Genomic DNA, 23,638 nt, shown 5'->3' on the forward strand with positions numbered 1-23,638 from the left:
TGTATTTATTTGAGTCACAAGAAAGTAACTTTCTTGTGGCTTTTATTTTGTTAAAATACAGGAGGATTATTTTATGTCATTAATAAATGTCACAAATCTAACCTTTGCCTATGAAGGCAGCTACGATAACATATTTGAGAACGTAAACTTTCAAATCGATACCGATTGGAAATTAGGTTTTACAGGGAGAAATGGTCGAGGAAAGACTACATTTCTTAGCTTATTGCTTGGAAAGCATGAATTCAGCGGTAATATTTCTGCTCATGTCAGCTTTGAATATTTCCCCTTTCAGGTGAATAACAAGGAGCTTAACACCATAGATGTGATCAGCGAGATTTTTCCGGATTATATTCATTGGAAGTTAATGCGTGAGCTTTCTTTGCTAAAGGTTTCTGAGGATGTGTTATATCGTCCCTTTGATTCATTGTCTAACGGAGAGCAAACGAAAGTGCTGTTAGCCACATTATTCATTAAGGAAAATAGCTTCCTGTTGATTGATGAACCTACAAATCATTTGGATATGACGGCAAGAAAGCTTGTCAGTGATTACCTCAATACGAAAAGTGGATATATTCTGGTCTCTCACGACAGATCCTTTCTTGATAATTGTGTGGACCACATCTTGTCAATTAACAAAACCAATATAGAGATTCAAAAGGGCAATTTTTCTAGCTGGTGGGAGAATAAAGTCAGACAAGATAACTTTGAGATAGCGGAAGACGAAAAACTTAGAAGAGATATCAAACGCTTGTCAGCCTCATCTAAACGAACAGGTAACTGGTCACATGAGGTGGAAAAAACTAAAAATGGAACTAGAAATTCTGGATCTAAGTTAGATAAAGGTTATGTTGGACACAAGGCCGCTAAAATGATGAAACGCTCTAAAGCCATCGAGCAGAGACAGCAATCTGCCATCAACGAAAAGTCTAAGCTTCTTAAAAACATCGAAAATTCTGAGAACTTAGAGATTACGCAGCTTGCTTATCATAAACGTCATCTTGCGGAGCTGGATAATGTTTCGGTTTTTTACGGAGAGAAAAGGGTATGTTCAGAAGTAAGCTTTACCATTGAGCAGGGGGAGAGAATTGCACTCTCGGGTAAAAATGGTTCCGGAAAATCAAGTATCATCAAATTGATCTGCGGTGAGGATATAGATTATACCGGCACCTTCACTAAGGATAGCCAGCTTATCATTTCCTACGTATCACAAGACACTTCAGATCTACGGGGCGATTTAACAGATTATGCTAGAGAGAATGGGATAGATGAAAGTCTTTTTAAATCTATTCTGCGAAAGCTTGATTTCTCCAGAATTCAATTTGATAAGGATATATCCACTTACAGTGGCGGCCAAAAGAAAAAAGTCCTGATCGCCAAAAGTCTTAGTGAAAAAGCTCATTTGTATATTTGGGATGAACCGCTTAATTTTATTGATGTTATTTCACGTATGCAAATTGAGGAGCTATTGCTTGAATATACACCAACACTCGTTTTTGTGGAGCATGATCGCGAATTTTGCCATAATGTTGCCACGAAGATCATTGAACTTAGCTGATATTTTTAACACCGATTGAAAATTTCCAACTCTAACAGACCAATATTATTATATTAATAAAGATAATTATTATATATATTACAGTTATCCAATGTACTATAATGGTATAGTTAAACTTTATGATATGTAATTGATGCCTAAAGAAACAACCTATAGAATTGAACAACAGGAGGAAACAAGTTGAGTACACAGAGTGTGGGAATTCCATTAGAAGGTTTTGCAGAATTTAGCCGGACGGTAGCAGCAGAAGGTGCGGTACTGTTGAAGAATGATCATCAGGTGCTTCCGCTTGGTGAAAGTGATAATGTTGCTGTTTTTGGCAGAACTCAAGTGAATTATTATCGCAGTGGTACTGGTTCGGGCGGTAGTGTTCATGTTACTTATACGACCAACCTGCTGGGCGGTCTTCGCAGTAAAAAGAACCTTACGGTCAACGAAGATTTGGCAGCAGTATATGAGAAGTGGATTGAGCAAAATCCATTTGATAATGGTGGCGGCGTTTGGGCTGCAGAGCCATGGAACCAGAAGGAAATGCTTTTATCCGACGAATTGGTAGCTGAGGCTAGAAGTAAATCGAACAAAGCAATCATTGTAATCGGACGTACAGCAGGAGAAGATCAGGATAATGTCGATGGTTCAGGAAGCTACCAACTAACAGCTGATGAAAAAGCGATGCTGAAGCAGGTAACTACATATTTTGAGCAAACGATTGTTGTACTGAACGTCTCTAATATTATTGATATGAGCTGGCTGAACGATGAAAGCTATAAAAATCCGATTTCGTCTGTCATCTACTCTTGGCAGGGGGGAATGGAAGGTGGTAATGCAATTGCGGACGTGCTGGCTGGAGAAGTAACTCCAAGCGGAAAATTAACAGACACGATCGCATATTCCATCAACGATTACCCGTCAACACACAACTACGGTAATGAATTTACAAACCTTTATCAGGAAGATATCTATGTTGGTTATCGTTATTTCGAGACATTTTGCCCAGAAAAGGTTCAATATGAATTTGGTTATGGAATATCGTATACCACGTTTAAGCTCGAGCCAGAAGAAGCTAAACTTATTTACAAAGCTGGCGAACTTAATGTTGAAGTCGGCGTAACCGTAACTAATACAGGAACTACCTTTGCTGGAAAAGAGGTTGTTCAGGTCTATTATGAAGCTCCACAAGGAAAATTGGGACAGCCTGCTAAAGCTTTGGCAGCCTTCGCAAAAACAGAAGTCCTTCAGCCAGGCGAAGCACAACGTCTTACCGTGAGTTTCCCTGTTCATTCAATGGCTTCCTATGATGATGCTGGTGTGTCAGGGCATGCTTCCGCTTATGTGCTAGAAGAAGGCACGTACCGCATATTTGTGGGAACGAGTGTTAAAAAAGTGGAGGAAGTCAAGGTTGAAGGGAATAGCGGCTATGTCGTGGAAACTCTTCAAGTTGTGGAACAGTTACAAGAAGCTCTTGCACCCACGCAAAGCTTTACAAGAATGCAACCTGGTGTTCAAAAATCAGACGGTTCATATGAACTTGTTTATGCAGAGGTTCCAACACGCAAGATTTCGTTAGCAGAACGGATCGAGAGCAATCTACCAACAACGATCTCCCAGACAGGCAATCAAGGGCATAAATTAAGAGATGTATTTGAACAAAAAGTTAGTATGGAAGCTTTTATTGCCCAGCTTAGTGACGATGATTTGGCTGCCATTGTACGGGGTGAAGGTATGAGCAGCCCATTGGTTACACCGGGTACAGCTTCTGCATTTGGAGGAGTAAGTGATAGTCTATATAACTTAGGAATCCCTGTTGCATGTACGGCAGATGGTCCTTCAGGAATTCGTATGGATAGTGGAGCAAAAGCGACTCAGGTTGCGATCGGAACGCTTCTTGCAGCTACTTGGAATGCCGAATTAGTCGAAGAGCTGTATGTGTTAGAAGGACAAGAGTTGGTACGAAACAACATAGACACCTTGCTTGGACCAGGTCTAAATATTCGTCGCAGCCCGCTTAATGGCCGCAACTTTGAGTATTTTTCTGAAGATCCTTTGATCTCTGGGGTGTTTGCGGCTGCATGTACACGTGGGATTATGAAAGGTGGCTCTAATGCCACGCTGAAGCATTTTGCCTGCAATAATCAGGAGAAACATCGCAGTAAAGTGGACGCTGTTGTGTCGGAACGTGCGCTTCGCGAGATTTATTTGAAAGGTTTTGAAATTGCAGTGAAGCAGGGTGGAGCGAATTCAATTATGACCTCCTATAACCCTGTTAATGGACATTGGGCCGCTTCAAATTACGATTTGAACACTACAATTCTCCGCGGAGAATGGGGCTTCAAAGGTATTGTCATGACAGACTGGTGGGCTATCATGAATGATGTCGTTAATGGTGGAGCTGCAGACCGGAAATTTACAAATTGGATGGTCCGTGCACAAAATGACCTGTACATGGTTGTAGCTAACTATGGCGCCGAAATTAATGGATGGAATGACAACACCATTGAATCCTTGGAAAATGGATCTTTGACTAGAGGAGAGCTGCAACGTTCTGCAATGAATATTTGTGAGTTCATCATACATGCTCCAGTATTCTCGAGAAAACAGCAAATTGTTGAAACAGTTGAGTCCTTTAAGGCTAATCCTTCACTTACTGCAGAACAAGTACAATCCTTATCTCAAAATCCACAGGTTAAGCCAGCCGTTGAAGGATCGACTTTCTTTGAAGTTGGCCAAGCTGGACAATATCGGATCCTCGTGCATATCATGTCAACAGAACCTGAGCTGGCTCAAAGTGCATGCAATGTTAATTTGAATGATCAATTGATGACAACCATTCAAACCAACGGGACAGAAGGTCAATGGATTAGACAAAAGCTTGTGAAAGTAGAACTCGAAGCAGGTCTTTATGAAATGAAACTGGAATTCATTAAACCAGGTTTACAGATCGACTGGATCGAATTTAATAAAGTTGACTAAGTAGCTCTAAATATAAGTTAAAGGAAAAACCCTGCGCTAATGCAAATCCTCCAATAAGGATGTTTACGATAAACATAATTGTTTAGGCACACAGCCGAACGATTACTGTTGAATTGTAAATAATCTATATTGGAGGATTTACTTTTTGGTGAAGTTTAAATTTGAATACATAGAAAGCCGTATGTCCACAATTTTGCAGTAAAACCTGATCTTAATATCGGTATTAAAATCAAGCCAAATCATCCCGAAGCGCGTCAATGATATTTTCTTTTGTTATCTTGCTAATGGCATACAACATTGTAATAAACACGATAAAGATTACGCCAAACACGCTAATTGCCATACTGCCCCACGGGAATACAAAATTAAAGTTATCTATCCTTTCTACGGCCACTAACCCTTCATAAATCAGCCACGAGATGATTCCCGCTATTGGAATTCCGAACAGCAACGTCCTCATCCCATAAAAGAAACACTCAAAACTCATCATCTTATTGAAATCGCGGTCGGACATCCCCAACGAGCGGAGCATGGCAAGTTCCCGCCTGCGCAGTCTGATATTTGTGGAAATAGTATTGAATACATTTGCAACCGCAATCAGGGAAATCATAATAACAAAAACATAGGTGAACACATCAATAACAAATATTAAACTGCGGTATTGTTCAACTATTGTATGGACATTGTAAAGGGTATAAGCAGACATCATTCCCGTGTCCTGAATGATCGCTTCCATTTCAGCCACCGATTGCGAGGGATTATTTGAAAGAAAGGCCAGGCCCATTTCCGCATGGGTATCCGGGCTTTTAAAGTTCTCTTTGAGTGAATAGGGAGCTACCACCATAAAAACGTATGGCCGCTGCTCTAAAGATTGCCTTGGAGGCGGATCCACCGGGTACGTATCGACAAACGTAATGTTTATGCTTTGCCCCTGTTCCATCATTTGCTTGTCATTTGTTTGGGGGGCGACACTGAATGTCATGGAATGATTTGCAAACATATTAAACACTTCGCTTGGCCTTTCATTATTATCAATCCGCTTTTTGGCAACGGCAATCATCTTCGCGTCCTGCCCGGTATATTCATCTGCAGACAAACCCAATTCTTTGATAAAACTCAGATATTTGCTGTCCTCAATAAACTGGATGTCCATGGGTAGTTGAACCGTTTCGTCCGGCGTAGTATACCCCGCGTATTCCCGGTAACGGTCTGAAAAATCGCTTGCCTTAATTACGGATGTATACATATAAACGATTTGGTACGAGCTTTCATAAACCCCGTCAGAGGTTTTAAGTTTGTTGTAAAGCGGGATCATTTCGCTGTCGTCCGTCACCTGAGTGGTAAAAAGAATGTCATAGTCCATATCCATTATCAACTGTTCTGAAAGTCGTTTTAGAGTTGTTCCAAAAGCACTTCCCGATACAAACAGCACGACGCTTAAAGTGAGCGATAACACAATGCTGCGATAACGTTTTTTGTTTCTTTTAAAGTTTTTTAACGCAAGTGTACCCTCCAAACCGTAAATACGCTGTGCAAATTTTGATGTTTTTACCGCTTTCGATTCGGTTTTAACCTCGTTGGTCTGACGAATATTCTCCATCACGGGAGTATTTGCAGCTTTTCTGGCCGGGATATAGGCTGAAATCAAAATGGTAACTAAACTGACTGCTGTAGCTGCGACAATTGCGGGGACAGACAACGATAGGGTTAAAGGCACGGTGCTGTGGAAAGTTTTCCCGAAATTCTCGGCAACCATAGGAATTACAAGTCCGATACTGCCTATGCCGACCATAATGCCAATAGGTATGCCGACTGCACCAATGCAAAGTCCCTCAAATAGCACAGAATTTCGCAGTTGCCTTGCCGTTGCACCCACCGATGCGAGAATCCCGAACTGGCGTGTGCGTTCGTTCAGCGAGATGTTGAACGAGTTATAAATCAGAAAAATCGAGCCTATCATTATTATGGCAACCAAAATGCCGCCAACTGAGTACAGAAGCGTGTTGAACAGTTTATTGTCCGAAGCGCCCATGAAGCGCAGTACATCATCGTTAAAGACATAAGCTCCTGCTCCGACTGTACTGCTTGCGTAAGCCGTTACACCGTGCGGATTTTTCAGTGTGACAAATATACTGAAGTTGTCCGCTTGGTCTTTAGGATCTGCTTTCGTTATCAAGGTGTATCCCGGTGCAGAATGTTCCTCAAAACTGGGTCTTTCGCAGATACCTACAACCTTGTAGGTTCTCTCTGATTTTGGAACAAGGGTTTCTTTGTCCTCTCCCGATTCACCCCCGGTCTGATAAGGGTCGTGTTGGCCGAGATTCTTGTTTCCATTCAATCGGCTTCCAACAGAAAGTGAAAGTGTGTCGCCCAACTTAAATCTAACACCGCCCTTTGCAGTAACGTGAGACGGGACGAGAATCTCCTTGCTATTTTCAGGAAGCCTGCCGGAAATCAGGCTTGTGGGTAAGGTATCAAAGGCTTCCTCACTGAATCCGGCGATGAAAAGATAGGGCTTTTCAGGGCTTTTCCCGCCTTCAAGCGTTGCATAACCGATATTTTCAAATGCTGCGCTGTTTGCAACTTTACTGTCATGGGTTCTCTCTTGCACGAAAGAGGAATCAACATCCAAAAACTCAACGTGCCAACCGCCGTATTTCGCAATAGAACCGTTTACCAGATAATTTAACAGGGAAGTGCCAAAGGTAGCGACAGCCGTAATCATGGCGGCGGACAGAACAACTCCGATCACCGTGACAATCGTTCGGGAACGGCTTTTTTTCATACTTTGCAGTGTGACTTTGTTAAAAATATTCATGGCCGAACCACCTGTTCATCCCGCGTTACTTTGCCGTCTGTTATACCGATAATACGGTCTGCTTGCAGGGCAATATTTTCGTCATGGGTGACGAGGATCAGGGTCTGCCCATATTTTTTATTGCTTTCTTTGAGCAGCTTGATGATTTCATGTCCATTTCGGCTATCTAAGCTGCCCGTGGGTTCGTCGGCAAGCATGACCGCCGGGGCATTCATCAAAGCGCGTCCTATGGAAACACGCTGTTGCTGACCACCTGAAAGCTGATTGGGTAAATGCGTTTTTCGATCTTGCAACCCAAGCATTTCGAGCAGGTCATTTAGCCTTTCCTCGTTGACCTTGCGCTTGTCCATAAGGATAGGCAAAGTGATATTTTCCACTACATTCAGAGTGGGAATGAGGTTGTGAAATTGGTAAATCAGTCCAACTTGCCGTCTGCGGAAGATGGCGAGTTTTTCATTGCTTTGGCTATATACATCTTGCCCGTTCAAATATACCTTTCCGCTTGTCGGTACGTCTACGCCCCCGACGCTGTGAAGCAATGTAGATTTGCCCGAGCCGGACGAACCGATGATTGCGGTGAATCCTCCCTTTTCAATTGTAAGTGAAACATGGTCAAGCGCAGTAACTTGATTATTTCCCTTACCGTAGACTTTGCATAAATTTTCAATTTTTAAAAACTCCATTATGTGAGTCTCCTTTCTGATGGGTTACCCATATAATAGAACCTTCAACTTACATCTCTGTGACTTTCAGGTGAGAGATCTGTCACTTTGAGAAACGAATGGTAAAGATTGCGCCGCCTTGCGGGTGGTTTTTTGCGGTAATCGTTCCTCCTTGCCGCGTTATAATCATCTTGCAGAGAGCCAATCCAATCCCGTATCCTGTAGCGTTTGGGTTTTTCCCGCGATAAAACCTGTCAAACAAGCAGTGCAAATCTTCTTTCTGAAAACCCGCACCGCTGTCGTGGATGGCAATCTCGGTAAATAACCGGTTATCCGTACAATCAATCTCAATCCTCCCGTGCTCGCCTGCACTTTCTATACAATTTTTGAGGATGTTTTGAATTGCTTGCGAAATCCAACCTGGATCGCCTTGAATAAGTACTACTTTCGGCACGTCTATTTGCAAATCAATATAGCGCAGTTCTATTGGGATTAGGAACGGGCGAAGGGCGGAGCGTATCAAGCTATCTACATCTATCTGCTCGTTTTGGAATACCACAATGCCCGCGTCCAAGCGAGATAATTTTAGTAGAGAAGTAATCAGCCAATCCATCCGCACAAGCAATTCTTCTGTTTCTCGTATAAATGCTTTCCGTTCGTTTTCATTAGGGCTATTCTCTAACAAAGACAGAATGAGGTTGGCTGATGTGAGTGGGGTTCGGAGTTGGTGGGCTATGTCGGCCAGCGAATCGGCAAGATGTTCTTTTTCTTTTTTCAGCGCATCGTTTTGCTCCCGAATGCGCAGTAGCATTTTTGTTATCTCGCTGTGCAGAATAGAAAGCTCGCCCTCGTCCGACTCTTCAATGTACAGAAGGTCAGCATTATGAAGCACAAGGTCGATTTGATGTGAAATCCGTGCAATGCTTATGTATCGGGCTTTGGTAAACACGAAAAACGCTATGCCAAAAGCGGCGGTAGAGGTAGTGGTAAGGATTCCCGCCGTCATATTGATTGCAAATCCCAGCGTCACAGCGGAGGTGGCAATTAAGGAGAACAAAATGACAAAATGTCGAAACTCTCTATTCCGAAGCATACTCGTTCCCCAATCTATATCCCGTCCCACGAACAGTCAGAATAATTTGCGGACTTGCTGGATCGTTCTCTATCTTCTCCCGCAAACGTTTGATGTACACGGTCAGTGTATTGTCATTGACAAACTCGCCTGCAGCGTCCCACAATTCGTCAAGCAGCCTGCCTCTCGTGATAATACTTTTCGAATTGCTAATAAACATCAGCAACAAGCGGTATTCTAATGCTGAAAGAAAGACTTCGCTACCGTTTTTCTCCACAATGCCACTTGCCATATCGACATGAAGCCCGTGAATTTTAAAATCAGATATGGAACGCCCACTTTTTCGCAAGGCGGCTCCAATTCGTGCAATCAATTCACGCGGACGAAAAGGCTTAGTGATATAGTCGTCCGCGCCCATGTTCAGCCCGGTAACAACACTTGACTCATCGCCAGAAGCCGTCAGAAAGATTATGGGAATATCTTGCGTTTTTTTGATTTCCGTGCAAACCGCAAAGCCATTTCCATCAGGCAAAGAAATATCAATCAACGCCAAGTCAAATTTATTTCCGGCAAGCGCGGTAAGGGCTTCACTCCGCGTAGGGACATGAGAGACTGTAAATCCCTCTGAGCGGAGCAGAAGCACAAGGTTTTTAGCGATTGCCTTATCGTCCTCAACCAAAAATATCTGGTTCATTTATTTGCACCGTCCTTTACTTTACTGCAACTATATCGTCCGTTAGCCGGGTTTTTAGCGTCAATTGGAACAAGGCAAGTATTTCCCATTTTTTCGCTGATTCCTTTGTCGTTATATAATCTATGCATAACACCTCCTTAGATCTATTATATTTCTTTTGACAGAAACATACAGTCCGAGGTATAAACAAAAAATAAAGGGTGTGTAAACTTATATTAAAGGCAGAAATATGAACGCTAAAATGTAATAGGGTTAAATAGTATGAAGCTAAATGTAACAGGAAGAAATCTCTCGAAAGAAAAGAGTCTGCAAATTAAGGATGAATTTCAAAAGCAATGTCTGATAAAAGGTTTAAAACAAGAAAAAAGCCGTAGGACTTGATAATCCTACGGCAAATCTCAAAAGCCGAAAACATCCTTATTGAACCGTGACAAATGCGCAGGGGATTTGTTCTGTAATAAAGCTATCCATCTAGTTTAAAGTTGAAAATACCTTACTCTGCTTGGAACTGGAACCACTTAAAATCAAACTGGCTCCCCGGTAGAAATATAAAGGTGACGGTTTGCGGACCGGTTATGCGCTCCAATACAAATTCTCTTTCGCAATAATCACTTGACTGTGTAAACTCCACAAGCTGTCTCTTTTCACCCTCTGGTCCGCTAAATAGAATATGCAGAGTATTTTTATCGATAGGCGAATGCCCGCATAAGGTTAGTTTAGTGCTTCCAGTATGACCGAAGTCCATATCTTTAAAGATGAGAGAGACGTTGTTACCAATATTTTTGATTTGTCCATCTGCCAGAGTAAAGGAATCCCCATAAATCTGATTGTATTCTAGAACGTTAAGTTGTTCGTACGCTTTTAAAGGCTTGTTAAACTGAAAGCCCTTGAGATGAATCTTTTTATGAAGAACAAAACAAAGGGTGGTGACACCTTTTATTCGCTCAGGTAATGGGTAGGTCTCCTCTTGATATACATTCCATATGGATGGTTTTTGATAGGATACCTGTGTCAGCAGAGCTGCGTTTGGAGCATCCGGTGTACCTTTCCATATATCAATCGTATATTTATCGTTATCTAGCGCGAAGATAGGAAGGGTAAGTTCAGTAGCTCCATAATCACCGAAATCGATGTTGTCAAAACAGATCCAGCTTTCTCCTTCTCTTGCAGTAGCCACTCCGCGTTCATTCCCATTTGTTAAGTTCCGGCTCGTATTGCTATGATAACCAGCGGAAACAAACTCATAAGGATTCAAAAAGGCAGCTCCCATATCTCGAATATGGAATTCCATAAGCGAATACAGGCGCACTTGATCTGCACCGTTTTTCGTTGCACACCGTACATAGACGTTTCCGTCTCCCAAAGCCGAAATTACTGCTTCATGCCCATTTGCCTCAAGAACGGCTATATTAGCGTCAATACCGGCAGCATTCGTAACTCGCCATTCAATTTCCTGATAGGTTGCGTTCTCTGGATGAATTTGCACACGAACCGGAAGTGAACGGGTGTCCTTCGTTAGTTGATTTCCTTGCGGGCATATGATTTCCAGCTTGCGAACGGGAATTTCATCTGATAAATAGTTTTGGGATAACTCGCTCACATCCGATAGTGATTGTGACGAATGCTGATAAAGTATAAGCTCTTCGTCCTTAGAATGATCTAGCTCTCGTGCTTCGGAAGTCAGTGTAAGCTCAGCAGACTGTAAGCCATGGGAAGATGCACGTACAACGATTGTACCTGACTCCAATGAAGAGGCAATGACCGCAAGCAATTTGCCGCTGAACATCCGGCGACTTGTTCCTTTATATGAATCGTAGTCAGTGCTGTCACCATTATCCAAACCAACAAGACGCCCCGGCCCTTCTACAGAGATTTTAATACGATTATTGGCATTCTCCACGGGACGTCCTTCTTGATCGAGAGTCGAGATCTCAACAAATACCAAGTCCGATCCGTCAGCAGTCAACTGAGTTTTATCAGGATTCATGACCACAGTGGCCGAATCTCCGAAAGAAGTTACCGTATCTTCAGCGATCTGCACTCCGTGTTCATCATAAGCGACTGCTCGCAGAGTACCATCGCTATAGGGGAGCTGCCATTCCCCAAGCAGCTTTTTACCATGTTTATGGTCAATGTTAACCGTGCCCATGGATTGATCATTAAAGAACAATTCGATTTGTGGTGCGTTGGAGCATACTCGCACATCAATAAGCTGCCCTTTAGAGAAATCCCAGTACGGAAAAATATGAATCATCGGGGCGACCTTGTAATCCGTCCATTCTGCTTGATAAATATAATAGGAATCCTTTTTGAATCCCGCGGTATCCAGTTGACCGAAATACGAGTTTTTAGTGAAGTACGGGGTCGGCTCCCCAATATAGTCAAATCCAGTCCAAATAAATTGTCCAGGCGAGTAGGTCGCATCACGATCTGCGATAATGCAAGCTTCTGTGTTTTTGGCACCCCAGCTAGTAGAACTGTTCCCTAAGGCTGAGCATTGTTCATCATCGTCAGACAATACAGACTGAGCATAAGGGAAGTGGTAGATGCCTCTGCTCTGTACAGTAGACGAAGTTTCACTACCATAAATAATCCAGTCGGGATGTTCCTCATGATGCTGGTCATAGTATTTTTCGGCATAGTTATACCCTGCGAACTTCACTAGATCTGCGCATTTCTGTGCATTCTCCCATGGCATATAGTTGGAACCGATAGTAACCACTGCATTTCCTTTAGGGTCATGAACCTGCACCAGATCACGTAATTCTATGGTTAACTCTTGGCCGCGTTCATCGGCATGGGTGTCGTATATTTCATTTCCGATACTCCACATGAGCATGGAGGGGCGATTTCTATCCCGGCGTACCCAGCTGGCAATATCTTGTTTCCACCAATCCGGATAAAATCTGGCGTAGTCAAAAGGAGTTTTACTGCGTTCCCACATATCGAATGCTTCGGAAACTATGAGCACGCCCATCTCATCCGCTAATTCCATCAGTTCAACGGCTGGCATATTGTGGGCCGTACGAATAGCGTTTACGCCCATCTCCTGCAGGAGGATAATCTGTCTTTTTAGAGCTGCCTTATTCACCGCAGCCCCCAAACATCCCAAATCATGATGTTGGCATACGCCATGAATCTTCACCTTTCGGCCATTCAAAAAGAAACCTTGTTGGCTGTCAAACTCCATCGTACGGAATCCGAAGGTTTGGATTTCTTCTTCAATTACCTGATCATTCTCCAGCAGCTCCGTTTTTAGGGAATAGCAGTAAGGCTGGTTAATATCCCAGAGCATTGGATTATTGACGGATAAGAGGGCAGAGCTGGATACAGCAGACCCGACTTGTACTGGACTTTCATTTTCTGCATGAGAGATACAGATACCTGAAGCGTCCAGTATACTATGACGAATTATGTAGTGCTTTTCGCTTTGCAATAGATCATTGCACAAGACTTCGGTATCTACCTCAACATTCCAGGAATCCTCTTTTTTGTGAGTAGAGATATAAATACCATCAGGCACAATATGTGTCCCTGAATACGTCTTCAGCCATACACTGCGATAGATGCCCGCACCGGAATACCAGCGTGAATTAGGAGACTCATGAACCACTTGAACATAGATTTCGTTGATACCTTCAATAATGTATGGCGTGATATCTATTTCAAAAGTCGAGTATCCATTTTTCCAGACGCCTGCGATATGGCCGTTCACATAGAGAGTGGAGTCCATGTATACGCCTTCAAAACGAAGCGAGACACGACTATTTGGCACTTTCTCATCTATAACTATGCTTTTACGGTACCAGCCTTCTCCGCTTTCATATAGATTATGTGTATCAAAAATTAGCCAGTCATGGGGTAAGGTTACGTCGATCCACTCCGAATCAGCTGCTATCACCGATTCTAAAGTGGACTTAAGCGGCTGTTTGCTGAATAACCAGTCATTATTTAATCTTGTTTTCTGACTCATGAAAGAAGTTCTCCTTTATCTTTGGAAAATTTAGAAGTGGTTATTAACGATGTGAATGATTTCCGTAAAGACTTTTGTACTCTTTTTTATCATATCAAAGATTTTGCAAAAAGACATTCACGAAGAAGAGTAAAAAAACTGTTATAACAACGCTATTGAAATCGCATTCAAAATGATAACATGCTATTGGTAAATTATCTATTTATTTCTTAATATATCTTTTATTGCGGAGGATGAAATTTATACAAAAACAGTACTAATAAATGATGCAGAGAAGTATCTCTGGTCTATGAAAAATGATTTCGCTACAGAAGCTAATGAAAGTGAAGTGAGGGAAATTGCCTGGTACACCGGCTAAGATGTGTTGGGCTTATCGCTGATTTAATACTTTACAAATACTTGTCTGCATGTACTTGTGTTTGTTCGAATAAGTTAGAAAGAAGGACAGGACAAACCATAGGTGGAGATGCGTATAAATGGGGATGCGTAAACAAAGTTTTATTCGTGGCACGTTCATATTAACCGTGTCGTCATTTTTCACAAAAGGGCTTGGTTTTTTGAACGGAGTCTTGCTGGCACGTTTTTTGGGAGCAGAGGGAGTAGGGCTGCTTATGATTGCTCATCCACTGCTTCCCTTATTTATTACGCTGACAGAGCTGGGGCTTCCTGTTGCGATTTCAAAGCTTGTATCGGAAGCTGAGGTTAAGCAGGATGAAGCGCGAGTAAAGCGGATTCTCACAGTATCCTTAAGCATTACGGGTACGTTGAGTATTATATTAACTTTAGTGGCTCTATTTGGCTCCAAATGGATCGCATCGATTTTTTTGGCCGATCAGCGGGCGTATTATGCTATGGTTGCTATTACGCCGATCATTCCAATTATTGCGATGTCTGCTGTACTGAAAGGTTATTTTCGTGGAAAACAGAACATGAACCCACTTGCCTTTTCCGATATTATTGAGAATCTGGCGCAAATCATTGTCATTATCGGTGTTGTCAACGTTTTGTTGCCCTACGGTATTGCCTATGCGGCTGCTGGTGCAATGGCTGCATCCGTTGTTGGGGAAGGTTTTGGTTTGCTCTATTTGTTTGCTGTTTTCAAATGGGCAAATCGAGGTAAGGTCAAAACCTCTCCACCACATACGTCAAGAATTTCACTTAAAGGAGACAGTACGTTGAGAGATTTGCTGCGCATCGGCTTACCGATGACAGGCAGCGGTTTTATTCATTCGCTCTATCATGCCTTTCTACCACTGCTGATTACGAAAAGTCTAGTACTGTTTGGTGTAGGTGTTGAGATGGCGACCAAGCAATTCGGACTTCTGGCGGGTTATGCTCTTCCCATGTTGTTTCTCCCCAGCTTCTTCACACAATCGTTGTCGACTGCATTAATTCCGGCGATCAGCGAAGCAAGTGTGAGCAACAATAGCAAGCTTATGCATAGTCGGATGGATATGGCTATGCGATCCGCGCTTATAGTAGGTTTCCCATGTACAATCATCCTGTACTTATGGGCTGTACCCTTAACAACCATGATCTATCATTCGCCAGAAGCGGGCGAGCTGTTAAAGTTAATAGCACCCTTATTTTTTCTTTATTATTTCGGAGCGCCACTGCAAGCAATTTTGCTTGGTTTGGGGAAAGCATCAACGGTTATGTGGAATCATATTCTTACGAATGTCTTTGAAGTGATTGCGATCTTTGTTCTAGGTTCTAATATTGGAATCGAAGGGGTGGCCATGGGATTCGGACTGGGGCTCTTGCTGCTGACACTGTTGAATTTTTTATCTGTGGCAGGAACGATCGGGTTTTATTTTGACTTTCGTATTGTATTCAAGGTTGGAGCAGGAGGAATTGTCATGGCGCTTAGCGGGTTGGCGGCTCACGGAATTCTGGAGCGATTGGACCTGGGGCAGATTATTCAACTGTTCGGAGCGTTGCTTGTTTCGATAATCACCTATGCAGCAACATTGCAGGTAACCCATGCGTGGGAAAGGGCACCGAAACCACCAACGATTACACCTGTTTCTTGAAAGAGGAGGGGATATTTCGGTAGCATGCTCCAAAAAGTAAAATGAGTAATGCAACCCTCTGTGTACCCGTATGGGGGCGGATGAAGGTAATGGATGGGGAGCAGCGAGATGTTTAACTGTATTTTGTGCAGCTATAATCGTTCAAAACAGTTACACATTGAAAATAGCTGTATTTCTTACATCTATTCTCACGAGTTTAAGCCTATTAGGTGATTTCTCTTGATTTTAATTGTATAGAATGCAGTTAAAGTCGGAGTTATTCCCTAGCAATATGGATTAAGTGTATAAAATACAGTTATCTCATTAGATTGCGTTAAAATCTTGCGCTACAAATATACGGAGTGGGGATATCAGAAGTTACAGTCATAATTTGCTCAGGCAAACCGCCAGTGATCCAAAATATCAGGCAGCGATCCTTGATTATCGGAGATTGCGCCTGATTGACTATGTGTGAACTACGCTCAATTGACTCCATGCAAAAATGGAGTCTATCTCATAAGTAATCTAAGTGATTTCTATAGGGCTGCTTCTAATAGCAAATTGGATTGATTAGGTAACATTTTGCGCACACGTATTTGCTATCGGACACAGCTGAGCTTAAGAGCAGATTTAGCTTACATTTGGAATTTTAACGGACTCCATCGCAGTTATTACCATGAATAACACCCGAAATGACTCTCTTTTTAAGGAATAGTTTCACTGGAGTCCGTAACCTAACTCAAAAGCCTAAAAACAAGCAAATAGCGTCTTCTGAGTCCGAAAGCTCTAATCTTAATTAAGACTGGGTGATTTAGGTAGGTGCAACGGATAAAAGCATTCAACCCCCGGTTCATAACACCAGAGCAATGATTCTTCAATACCGGATGGTCGCTGCTCTGGTGTTTTTTACTAATAGAAAAAGCAGACGGTCTTTATGGAAAGAAAACATGTAGTATAGTTTGAACAGATGAATACGTACTGGAGTAAGTTATTGGAGAGGGTAGGGTAGCTGATATACCAATCTCTATGGCATTTAATGAATGATTTGGTTGCATTACTGGGTCGTACCCGTTTACGGACCGACTGAAATGGAGATGTATACTATTAAGTAAGTACTGATAAGGAGAGTTTGTCGTAAAGGACGGCAAATGGTGCGATTCAAGCTTTTACGAGACAGTTAAAAAGTGGAGCAGGACAACGCTAGTTATTACCGAGTATTACCGAGTACTAACCTTGACCGTATTTTTTTCTGTAATGACTCAGTGTGAGTAGTGGCCAGATATACCGATAACTATGATAATTGGAATAGAAATTACCGGGGAGACCAGCGCCAGTGGGATAAGAAGTTTTCCAATCCTCTTCATGAATAGACGTGATTAGTCTTTGAATTCCTTTTTCCATCGCAGCTGTTGACTCTGGCTGAACGGCGATAATCGCATCAAGTGCCCAGGCGGTTTGTGAAGGTGTGCTTTCTCCTAAAGGAACATATTGTAGAAGCCGGTCGCTGTGACAAGACTCCCCCCAACCACCGTCCGGGTTCTGAATGCTTAGGAGCCACTTCACTCCTTTTTGCAATGTATCATGATTTATAGGGAGCCCAACAGCCTGCAGGCCTGTTAATGATGCCCAAGTGCCATAAATATAACAAACACCCCATCTTCCGTACCACGAACCATCCTTCTCCTGATGTTGAATCAGCCATTTTGTACCCCTTTTAATGAACTCGTGTTGTGTATTTAAACCAGCGAAGTTTCCGAGAAACTCCAAAGTTCGTCCGGTAAGATCTGCTTCCGAAGGATCAATGGCTGCAGATTTAGCACCATCGATAGCGAGCCATGTGAGCATTTCTTTATTGGTGTTTTTTTCGAATGCCGGCCAGCCGCCGTCGTTATTTTGCATCGATAGGACCCAATTCAGTCCGCGATTCCATGATTCCAGATATGGAGGGTGAATGGTTGATAAGCTTCGGATGGCTCGCAAGGCTGCCGTTGTATCATCTACGTCCGGATTGATTGTATTAGACTCAGAGAATCCCCATCCGCCGGGAACTATATCCGGATTATGGATGCTCCAATCAGCAGGTTTATGATGCTGTTTATCCAGAAGATAAGTTGCAGCGTGTTTTATTCCTTTGTGATCAACCGGAATTTGAGCCTCTTGTAAAGCATAGGAGATTAACGCTGTATCCCATATTGTAGATGGAGAGTTTTGAATTGTAGTATTACGATTTGATTGGCATTGCAGTGCGGTGAGACCTTGAATGGCCTGTGTAATTATTGGATGCTGCCGATCATAATCGAGAGCAAGCAGGGCAAAAACCATAAGAATCGTACTGCTGGCATAGCTGTAAAAGGTACCGTCGGATTCGATTCGCTGGAGCATATATTGTTCCGCTTTGTTTTTGGCAGCTTCATGTATGTAGTGTGGACTCCCGAGTAATCTGCTCAAACCCATTTGAATAACATCCTGCATTTCCTGATATCCACGGGTAGGCGATTCATCTGTATCCAATCGTGTCTCTATAAGATCTGACAGATCAGGAGCATGGGCTGTAGTGATCGAAAATCGCCGATCGGCCATAATGAGCATAGGAGTGAGGTGTACCCTAGAGTAGCCAGAGAATTCGAAATAGTTAATAGGGAAGTAAGAGGGAAACAAAAGCACCTCCAGTGGAATCGAAGAAATTGCTAAAGGCCACTTGCTTTGACCCGTTGCAGCGAGTATGACTCTAGTTAAGATACTTGTGACTTTGCCTAATCCACCTTTAGACAGTATATAACGTTTAGCCCGCAGTATTGGCTCGTCTGTTATCTTACTGTATCCAGAATAGAGCAGGGCATAATAAGCTTCGACTGATGTGGATAAGTTCCCAGCTTCTTCGTCCTTATATAACTGCCAGCAACCCTCTCGCTGTTGTGCATCAAGAATGCGATCATGTAGTTGCCGAATGAGCGTTTCATTCTGTAGGTTCAACACTCTAAAGAGAATGATCATATAAGCATCGATCACAATCCCGTTCTCAAAACAAAAATGCCATGAGCCGTCATCCTTCTGCTGTTGTAGCAAGAACGTTGACAAACGTTCGATTTCTTCATCTACTTTACTTAGTATATCCGTCATGTTTTGGGTTCCTCCGAAGTCATCATTTTTAACATTATATGAAGTCGGAGAACAGGACATGAAAAAGAGCTGCTTAGTCGCTTTTAAGCAACTTTGCAGCCCTTTTTACATTCCCTCTTAGCATTATAAAACGGTTAATTTTCAATCACAATACGATTTAGCTTGAGATTAACCGGAGCAGCAATGGTGTCACCTACAGGGCATTTGCTCTCCAGAAATTGTACGAACTGTTCGACCTTCTCAGCAGGGGATGGAGTCTTTATGTAGAATGTATACCGAATATCGGAATAGCCAGGACGTACTTCAGAGCGGTTGAAGAATCCGTCGAGATCCAAGTCACCTTCCACATCTACTCTGAAATCTTCAAGCTCCACCTCAAATTTAGAGGCGTAGACCCGAGCTACAATGGATTGGCAGGCACCCAAAGAAGCGAGCAAAGCTTCAACAGGATTCATTCCTGTATCCGTGCCCCCTAGACTTGTCGGTTCATCGATGACCAGCTCGAATTGTCTTGCATTAGTAACGACCTTTACGCCGTCTTGCAAATGAGCAGTTGCTTTGAAAGTTTGAACATTTGGCATGTGTTTACACTCCTTCTTGTGGACAAACTAAGGATGATTTAATGTTTCTTATTTTTTGAAATTCATAGTATGTTTCTAGGAATTGTATAGATTATAGTTCTATTCTGTATACCCGTCAATACATGATTAAAATTATAGTTAGGAGGCAGCTAGAGTGTCGACCGAAATTGAGGGCTATTTGGACTATCCTATGGTTGCAATTCCAGGGGGAAAAATAGAATTAAGAGACGATCGGATAAAGCGTAGATGGAAAGTACAATTCAAACCGTTTCTTCTTGCACCCTATCCTGTAACTATGGATCTATCCAATGCTATAATTAATAACTCATCTCAGGGAGATCTAAAGCCGGTTGTGAATATATAGGTGAAGATGGTATACACATTACTTGGGATAAGGAGTCAGACGGCTTCCATCTTGCCCGGTCTTATTAATGGGTTATGGATTTGTAAGTGGAATTAGAGGAGGGAATAATTATGTGCGAAGGACACATAGATAAGCACGGTTATAACGAGCATCGAGAATACGGAGAGCATGAAGAAATGAATATAAATGGAGTCAAGGAGGGTTCGGAGCATCCTCACAAAAGCGCTCAGACCTTTCGTCGTGCTAGGGCTATCGCATTTTTGGACAAGCTAATGATTAATCGTTCGGCGTTGCAGCAGCAGCTAAAAGAGTCAGAGATTGAATCGGCAAAACAAGTCATTAGTGGTGAACTAAAAGCTACGGAAGCGATCATCGATGAGTTCATACATATGTTTCAGATTCATGAGATAACTTCTGATAATAGAGAAGATAGAACCTAAGCCACTCAGCTATATAGAGGTGTTCATGCCCTAGGTTTTGATATGAATGAAAAAAGAAGACTTCTGAAGAAATCAGAGGTCTTCTTTATGTGTAGCTAATAAAGAAAAATGTCTAATGTAAAGAGAATACATCATTAAGTAAAACGCTTTCATGTTCACTCGATAAATTGATTTATATAATTAGTCCTGTAAGTAATATAAAAAGGGGGGCGAAAAAGAATGAAAAAAGTCAACAAAAAAAGGATTAACCTAACTTTAACAGTGTTGATGGCTATGTCCATGCTTATCACTGCTTGTGGTGGGAACAACGGGAATAAAGTGAATTCTGAGGCTAATGCAAACGCAGGCAATACGGGAAAAACACCTGTGTCGGAAGAGAAGCTCAAGATTACCATGTGGTCCCAATTCGCGGATCCAAATTCTAAAGACGGCGGGTTTGTTGGTTTTTATAAAGCACTTGAGGCAACCCAGGCTAAATTCCCTAATGTAGAAATCGAGCATGTAGGTGTTGGAGGCGAATCTTATAAAACGAAAGTGAAAGCGGCTTCAGCAGCCAATGAGCTGCCCGACATTTTTTACACCTGGGGTGGTGGATTCTCTGAGCCATTTATAGCGGGGAACCGGATTCTGTCCATTGATGATCTCGCAAAAGATGGAACGCTGGACCAAATCGTACCAGGTACGACAGACAATTTCATCTTCGATAGCAAGCTTTACGGTCTGCCGATCAATATAGCTACTGCTCAAATGTACGTCAATAAAGAACTATTTGAGCAAGCAGGAGCAAAAATTCCGGAAACATGGGATGAGCTTGTTGCTGCGATTGAAGCACTAAAAGCAAAAGGCATTCAGCCGATTGCACTTGGGGCTAAAGACAGATGGCCAGCAATGCAATGGAACGCGATTCTAGCCATCCGGATGGCAGGCGTGGATGCTGTAAATGCCGCTTTAACGAAAACAGGATCATTCGACACAGCTGAATTCACAGAAGCTGCTGCGAAATACAAACAATTGATTGATGCGGACTCCTTCGGCAAACATTTTGTTGGAACTTCTTATGATGACGCGACAAATATGTTCCTATCAGGCAAAGCAGCTATGATGTTCATGGGCGCTTGGGTCAACGGACAGATTGAAGATGATAACTCTCTGGTCAAAGGTAAAGTGGTACCGATTAAATTTCCAACCATTCCAGGGGGGAAAGGAAATGCTGACGAGTGGTTCGGAGGTTCGGGTGAAACATTCGTGCTCAATGCCGATCTGAAAAACAAGGAAAGAATATGGGAAGTATACAAGTTCTTTATTGAGACCATGTCTAAAGAAGTATTTCTGGCTGGTTCAGGCTCCTCAGCATGGAAAGTTGATGTAGGTGACACATCTCAAATGAATCCACTGGCTCTGCAAATTGGTGAATTGTCCTCATCAGCAACTGGTTTCTCCTACTGGTGGGATCAAATGCTGAATGGTAATGACACTGAATCTATGTTCGGTTCGCTGATGAAATTCGTCGCCGGAAAAACAACACCTGAAGACTACACGAAAGAACTACAGAGCAAGGTCAATCAAGGACAATAATCTGCGTCAGGCGGCGAGAATTGTTCGCCGCCTGATCGATTTAAGGTGGAGTGAAGCATGCATCAAGTATTCGGAAACAAAAAGGCTATCGCCGTATTTGTTGTTCCTGCTTTGATTTTATACATTCTTGTTGGTTTTTTCCCGATCCTTCAGTCTATGTATTACAGTCTGCTGGACTGGGATGGGATACAACCGGCTAAATTTATTGGTTTAGCTTCTTATAAGGATTTATTTTTTGCAGATACGTACGGCATGGATTTTGATCATTCGATACTTAATACGTTGTATCTGGCAGTTCTTTCTGTTTTCATGCAACTTCCGATAGCTCTGGTGCTCGCTCTGGTTCTTGCCAGAGGGGTGTGGGGTGAAAAGCTGTATCGTACTTTGTATTTCATTCCAGTCTTGGTATCCTCCTCTGTCATCGGGGTTATGTTTCTGAAAATCTATCAGCCTGAATATGGCTTGCTGAATACGATACTCAATCAACTAGGCTTGTCCTCCTGGACAAATGATTGGTTAACGGAAAGCGGAACTGCACTAATAAGTGTTATGATTCCAATCGTTTGGCAATATATCGGCTACCATATGCTTCTAATGTACGCTGCCATCAAAGGGATTCCTGAAGATTTGTACGAAGCTGCAAAAATTGACGGAGCATCAAGTATAAGAACCGCCTTCTCTATCACTATTCCACTTATTTCACCGATCCTGAAGGTATGTGTCATATTTGCTGTTTTGGGATCATTGAAGTTTTTCGATTTAGTCTTCATTATGACCAATGGCTACCCAACACCGGAAACTAGTGTTCCAAGTACATTGATGTATTCGTCGATTTTTAATCGCAATATGTATGGGTACGGCAGCGCGATGGCCGTGTTTATGGTTGTGGAATGTCTCTTTTTCTACTTAGTTCTACAAAAACTGATCAGAACCTACGATGATAAGGAGGAGAGCTAATGACAACAACACATAACCGCCGCTGGCCAAAGGTTGTTTTGCAGATTGCGTTTCTAATCTTCGCAGTTATTCAACTGTATCCGCTCGTGTGGCTTGTATTTTCCTCCTTTAAAACAAACATAGAAATTACAGGCTCAAATGTGATGGGCTTGCCTAATGAGTGGAGGTGGGCGAACTACGACTACGCACTATTTAAGGCGAATATCGCACGTAACTTTTTGAACAGCCTTATGTATACAACGGTAACTGTCATTATTTCTGCTCTGTTATCGGCAATGGTTTCTTTTGCTGTCGCAAGAATGAAGTGGAAGCTTAATAATGTGGTGCTTACTTTCTTCATGCTGGGATTGATGATCCCCGTTCATGCTACGCTGCTACCTGTCTTTCAGATGTTAAAAATGACAAGCTTGCTGAATACGCCTTGGGCCTTAATCATTCCTTATACCGTTAGTGCACTTCCTACTACAATCTTTATCATGATTGGTTTCTTTAGAGCGCTGCCAGGGGAGTTGGAAGAAGCCAGCGTTGTAGACGGCTGCAATATTTATCAGGTTTTTTTCCGTATTATGCTTCCGCTTGTAAAGCCGGCTATCGTAACCACTTCCATCTTTACTTTTTTATCCGCTTGGAACGAACTGATGTTTGCCAATACATTCATTAATGATCCTGACTTAGCAACAATTACCGTCGCCATCAATTCGTTTAAAAGTGCCTATGCCACAGAATTCGGACCTATGTTCGCAGGAATGGTTGTGGCTACACTACCCATGATCATTATCTACTTGTTCCTAAGTAACCAAGTCCAAAAAAGCATTATTGTCGGGGCAGTTAAGGGTTAAAGCAAT

At 42.4% G+C, this 23,638-nt stretch carries 14 protein-coding genes and 1 pseudogene; 8 read left to right on the plus strand and 7 right to left on the minus strand.

Going from position 1 to position 23,638, the window contains the following annotated elements; translation table 11 throughout:
- Positions 1-73: 73 nt before the first annotated feature.
- The gene (locus NST58_RS15825) at positions 74-1,555 is read left to right on the plus strand and encodes an Lsa family ABC-F type ribosomal protection protein (RefSeq protein ID WP_339248678.1); all 1,482 of its coding nucleotides are present in this window, start codon (positions 74-76) and stop codon (positions 1,553-1,555) included.
- A gap of 180 nt (positions 1,556-1,735) precedes the next feature.
- A complete protein-coding gene (locus NST58_RS15830) occupies positions 1,736-4,525 on the plus strand; it encodes a glycoside hydrolase family 3 C-terminal domain-containing protein (RefSeq protein ID WP_339248680.1) in 2,790 nt (929 codons plus the stop codon).
- 229 nt (positions 4,526-4,754) lie between these two features.
- Here the strand turns inward: NST58_RS15830 and NST58_RS15835 are convergent, their stop codons facing one another.
- The 5 genes from NST58_RS15835 to NST58_RS15855 form a co-directional block, all read right to left on the minus strand.
- Positions 4,755-7,343 carry an FtsX-like permease family protein gene (locus tag NST58_RS15835; RefSeq protein WP_339248681.1) on the minus strand — a complete coding sequence of 863 codons (2,589 nt, stop codon included), beginning with the start codon at positions 7,341-7,343 and terminating at the stop codon, positions 4,755-4,757.
- Positions 7,340-8,026: an ABC transporter ATP-binding protein gene (locus NST58_RS15840; protein ID WP_076125710.1), complete on the minus strand. Its 687-nt coding sequence runs from the start codon at positions 8,024-8,026 to the stop codon at positions 7,340-7,342. Before NST58_RS15840 ends, NST58_RS15835 begins: the two co-directional genes overlap by 4 nt.
- Positions 8,027-8,108: 82 nt before the next feature.
- Complete coding sequence (locus NST58_RS15845; RefSeq protein ID WP_076190392.1) at positions 8,109-9,098, minus strand: HAMP domain-containing sensor histidine kinase; 990 nt, start codon at positions 9,096-9,098, stop codon at positions 8,109-8,111.
- A complete protein-coding gene (locus NST58_RS15850) occupies positions 9,085-9,771 on the minus strand; it encodes a response regulator transcription factor (RefSeq protein WP_076190391.1) in 687 nt (228 codons plus the stop codon). The genes NST58_RS15845 and NST58_RS15850 overlap by 14 nt, the downstream gene beginning before the upstream one ends.
- A gap of 493 nt (positions 9,772-10,264) precedes the next feature.
- Entirely contained in the window at positions 10,265-13,744 is a 3,480-nt protein-coding gene (locus NST58_RS15855) for a sugar-binding domain-containing protein (RefSeq protein WP_339248684.1), read from the minus strand.
- A 476-nt stretch (positions 13,745-14,220) separates the two neighbouring features.
- On the opposite strand from NST58_RS15855, the gene spoVB reads away from it, so the two are divergent.
- Positions 14,221-15,777 carry a stage V sporulation protein B gene (gene spoVB, locus NST58_RS15860; protein ID WP_339248685.1) on the plus strand — a complete coding sequence of 519 codons (1,557 nt, stop codon included), beginning with the start codon at positions 14,221-14,223 and terminating at the stop codon, positions 15,775-15,777.
- 1,206 nt (positions 15,778-16,983) lie between these two features.
- Here spoVB and shc read toward each other — a convergent pair.
- Complete coding sequence (shc, locus tag NST58_RS15865; protein WP_339248686.1) at positions 16,984-18,876, minus strand: squalene--hopene cyclase; 1,893 nt, start codon at positions 18,874-18,876, stop codon at positions 16,984-16,986.
- Positions 18,877-19,010: 134 nt separating this feature from the next.
- Positions 19,011-19,457: an OsmC family protein gene (locus tag NST58_RS15870; RefSeq protein ID WP_076125698.1), complete on the minus strand. Its 447-nt coding sequence runs from the start codon at positions 19,455-19,457 to the stop codon at positions 19,011-19,013.
- Between the two features lie 190 nt (positions 19,458-19,647).
- Here NST58_RS15870 and NST58_RS15875 point away from each other — a divergent pair.
- The 5 genes and pseudogenes from NST58_RS15875 to NST58_RS15895 form a co-directional block, all read left to right on the plus strand.
- Positions 19,648-19,815 (plus strand): annotated as a pseudogene (locus NST58_RS15875) (formylglycine-generating enzyme family protein); the annotation flags it as partial.
- 116 nt (positions 19,816-19,931) lie between these two features.
- Positions 19,932-20,261: a hypothetical protein gene (locus NST58_RS15880; RefSeq protein WP_339248687.1), complete on the plus strand. Its 330-nt coding sequence runs from the start codon at positions 19,932-19,934 to the stop codon at positions 20,259-20,261.
- A gap of 219 nt (positions 20,262-20,480) precedes the next feature.
- On the plus strand, positions 20,481-21,836 hold the full coding sequence (locus tag NST58_RS15885; protein WP_339248688.1) for an extracellular solute-binding protein: 1,356 nt from the start codon (positions 20,481-20,483) through the stop codon (positions 21,834-21,836).
- 57 nt (positions 21,837-21,893) lie between these two features.
- A complete protein-coding gene (locus NST58_RS15890) occupies positions 21,894-22,793 on the plus strand; it encodes a sugar ABC transporter permease (protein ID WP_339248690.1) in 900 nt (299 codons plus the stop codon).
- Positions 22,793-23,632 carry a carbohydrate ABC transporter permease gene (locus NST58_RS15895; protein ID WP_339248692.1) on the plus strand — a complete coding sequence of 280 codons (840 nt, stop codon included), beginning with the start codon at positions 22,793-22,795 and terminating at the stop codon, positions 23,630-23,632. The genes NST58_RS15890 and NST58_RS15895 overlap by 1 nt, the downstream gene beginning before the upstream one ends.
- Positions 23,633-23,638 lie beyond the last annotated feature (6 nt).

This window comes from Paenibacillus sp. FSL R10-2796 (genome assembly GCF_037965315.1).
Classification (GTDB): domain Bacteria; phylum Bacillota; class Bacilli; order Paenibacillales; family Paenibacillaceae; genus Paenibacillus_AQ; species Paenibacillus_AQ odorifer.